Source organism: Coprobacter sp. (genome assembly GCF_982436375.1).
The window spans coordinates 1-3645 of sequence record NZ_CEWDCG010000249.1 but is presented as its reverse complement, the minus strand read 5'-3'; the positions used below and the strand labels follow the sequence as shown (position 1 = coordinate 3645).

Sequence of the window (3645 nt, the reverse complement as noted above, 5' to 3'; positions counted from 1 at the left end):
ATACAAGAAGGGCGTTCTCTTTTTTGTGGAGACTATGAATTATTCAGGCTAAATACCAGCGTTTGGAAATCGGTAACGAAAAATATGCGCCCAAAGATGTCGTAATCGTATTGAATGCTCCAGATTCTAAATGAGCATTAGAAGGCACAGACAATCCGCTCTGTATTTTCATAGGGATACTACTTGCCAATAATTCAGCTCCGACTCCCACATACGGTGTTATATAATAAGCACCTTCCACACCTACGGTACTTCCCGTTGAGGTATTGAAATTTATCTCCGGAGAAAGAGATATATGGTGCGGCATCATTGTAAAACCCATATATAATCCTAAAAAAGAGGATATATCGGAATATGTAACATCAAAATCATATTGAGGGTGTCTAAGTCCTTTCTTGCCAAATATTAAATCAGCAAAATAATAACCTAATTCAGTAGATAGAATTCCGATTCCCGCACCTACCATTACATCAGATACCCAATGTCTATTATTCAATAATCGGGAAACTGAGGTTGCTGTAGCCACCGTATATGCTCCTATGCTGTACCACGGGCTACGCACGCCATATTCTTTATGAAACATTGTCGCAGCCATAAATGCCGTTGCTGAATGCCCAGAAGGGAAAGAATTTAAAGCCGTTCCGTCAGGCCTCCGAGAATCTATAACAAGTTTCATAACATTCACAGTCGTAGCCATAAGAGCTGCAGAGAAAGCGTCTGAAGTCAACATTCTTCCCCATGAGCTGCGACTTTCAACTCCAGCAGCTTTCATTCCGACCAATGCAAATATAGGAACATACTGCAAATAATCATCATATCCATGATGAAATGACGGGACATATTCATTTCTTAAACTCCTAAAAGGCTCTTTTTTCATTTCTACCAAAGAGCCGGTAACAATTAAAGGAACAGAAATATAGGTCATCTGAAACCATTTGGCATCTGTTATACGATTTATCTTTTCTGGTGTTTCCCTTGAAATCAAATATCTGACGGGAACATTTTGTGCACTGTCTGTAATCAAAAAATTTGTAGTATAAGCACTTGTGAAACTACTCAAAAAAATCACAAACAAAAATACCTTCTTCATGCAATTTTCCATTTGTATTTTATTTATATCCAAACGGATGCAAAAATAATATTTTTTACTACAAAAACTGCCCTATACAGACGAACATATTTATAAATAGGAATGTTTTACAGCCATAAATACTATATATAAAGGTACAGGGACATCTTAAACATTTGATTGACTTTCCATTCTCTTTACTGAATAGCCCGGATATCCCTGTATCTATTTTTTCAGTTGTTCTTTAATTTTCATGATTTTTTCGTCCAAAGGTAAAAATGCATCTAACCAAAAAATATAAAAACCTCTCCTTTCCATTCCTCGGAACCATGTCATTTGTCTTTTCGCAAATTGATGAATTGCGATTTCCAATTTACTTATCATATCATCATAAGAAAATTTCCCTACCAAATATTCTGTCAGATATTTATATTCAAGGCCATAATAAATAAGATCATCTGGAGAGATTCCTTCTTTTAATAAAGCTCTCACTTCATCCACCATTCCCGAATCGAGCCTCATTCGCAAACGTTCAGAAATTTTTTTCCGACGGGCTTCCCTTTCTATATCGACTCCTACGATAAAGCTGTTCAATGGCTTGTTTTTTCTCTCCTCCGGTTGCTGATTTCTATAAAATTCGGCTATTTCTATAGCTCTTACAGCCCGCTTACAACTATCTACATCCGTAGTATTATGCAAAGTCTTATAGGTTTTCAATATGGACGTCAACTCTGTCAATGTCTTGTCCTTCAACTTCTCACGAAGTTCTTTGTTTTCAGGAACCTGAGGCATGCTATAACCTTTTAAGACAGTTTCTATATAAAGACCTGTTCCCCCACATAAAATAGGGAATTTTTTTCTCGTCCTCAAATCCTGAAAAACTACATTAAAGTCTCTTTGATATTCATAAAGGTTATATTTATACCCCGGTTCACAAATATCAATCAAATGATACGGGATTTCTTTATCTTTATACTTATACTCTTTCAGGTCTTTTCCTGTACCGATATCCATACGCCTATAAATCTGTCGAGAATCCGCACTTATAATTTCCGTATTTAAATCAGCAGCCAAAGCAACAGCCAAAGAAGTTTTCCCAGAAGCTGTAGGGCCTAATATCGTTACTAAATCAAACATATATTTCATTTTTCTTTCTCAGTATATTCCCAAGCAAGCAGAATCGTATTCTTCAAAAGCTCATACTCTTGTTCAAAACAGGTACTGAACACACCTTTTCCCAATTCTGCATCAATCTGATCGGACGTCCAAAATTTTCCTCCACGAGGTTTATTAATGACATACGATTCATCGGAGACATTCAAAACATATAACATAATTACACGATTCATGATATCGGTTTTGAACTTTGACGTCAATATTTTACGCGGAACATTCTGGTTTTCCGCAGAAATATATTTTTCCGTAGCTATTTTCAACACTTTATCAGGCGTCTCTCCATAACGCAAATCTTCAGATATTGGAGTATCCAGATGAAGCCCCGATAAACTTCCCTTTATTTGACCCGGTTGCAAATATATTCTATTACCACACATAATGATGACACGCAGATGAGGATGAAGATAACGATTCCCATGACGGAAACTCTCGTGCTTTTCTACTCTTCCGATAACAGATAAAGATTCATTAATAATCGGTAACCATATTTCTTTAGAAAGCATTTTATTCAATAAAATAATCCGGATACACTCATAAACCCAATAAAGCACCATCAAAATAAGATTCAAACGATAATTCAAAAAAACGTATATATCCGGATACATATTGCGTGAATAGGCATTGAATATAATCATGACAGCCAAATAAAAACTCAACACATACAGCAACAATCGGGACATATACATAAATTCATGCATTATATTCGCCATCACTATGCGATCCTTGCGTGAATAACCACGAGAATGTCTATGAAGTAAAATCCTATGTAATCCTCGAACGATCAAAATATTAATAAAAAGCAATATCCCTAAAAAAACAGTATTGGAAATAAGAAATAAGGAATTGTAAAAAAGCAATTTCAAAGAAGCAAATTGGATCAACGTAAGAGTTGAAACTCCGAACATAAGCAAAAATCGTCGGTAAAATATTCGGTAAAAAATTTCGATACATAGACAAATCAAACCTATAAACAATGCCAGTTTTACCGTATGAATCTCTGTCAAATGATTATTGGTTAACGATACCAGGAAAAGAGGCAAAAGACCTGCTGACTGCAAATAAAAATATCTATGCTTAAACAATTTTTCTTGTTTCATATTTCAACTATCAGAGAGCTCAAAAAATTAATATTCCCGGTAATACAGACGAAACTTCAAATATTCAAGTATAGTCTTTTTATTTACTCTGGCAATAAAATTATTTATTAAACAACCTTTCTCTAAGTCATTTTTATCAAGTTAACACGTAGAATAGCACTTTTACAGCGAATGAAGAATTTTATTTCTCCTAACCAAATCAAGGAAGAAGAAGCATAATTGTTATACATCCTTATAGGCTAAACTCGAAGCTAAGATGCAGTATTTTTATGTAATATGCAACATAATCTGGCAGATTAACAT

General features: G+C 34.9%; 3 protein-coding genes. All 3 read right to left on the bottom strand.

Annotated elements, in window-relative coordinates; translation table 11 throughout:
- Positions 1 to 43 precede the first annotated feature (43 nt).
- Positions 44 to 1090 carry a phosphatase PAP2 family protein gene (locus AC1WHX_RS11145; RefSeq protein WP_481229368.1) on the bottom strand — a complete coding sequence of 349 codons (1047 nt, stop codon included), beginning with the start codon at positions 1088 to 1090 and terminating at the stop codon, positions 44 to 46.
- A gap of 204 nt (positions 1091 to 1294) precedes the next feature.
- On the bottom strand, positions 1295 to 2215 hold the full coding sequence (miaA, locus tag AC1WHX_RS11140) for a tRNA (adenosine(37)-N6)-dimethylallyltransferase MiaA (RefSeq protein ID WP_302545044.1): 921 nt from the start codon (positions 2213 to 2215) through the stop codon (positions 1295 to 1297).
- Positions 2212 to 2955, bottom strand: a complete 744-nt coding sequence (locus tag AC1WHX_RS11135; RefSeq protein WP_147411963.1) for a hypothetical protein — start codon at positions 2953 to 2955, stop codon at positions 2212 to 2214. The genes miaA and AC1WHX_RS11135 overlap by 4 nt, the downstream gene beginning before the upstream one ends.
- Between the last annotated feature and the right edge of the window lie 690 nt (positions 2956 to 3645).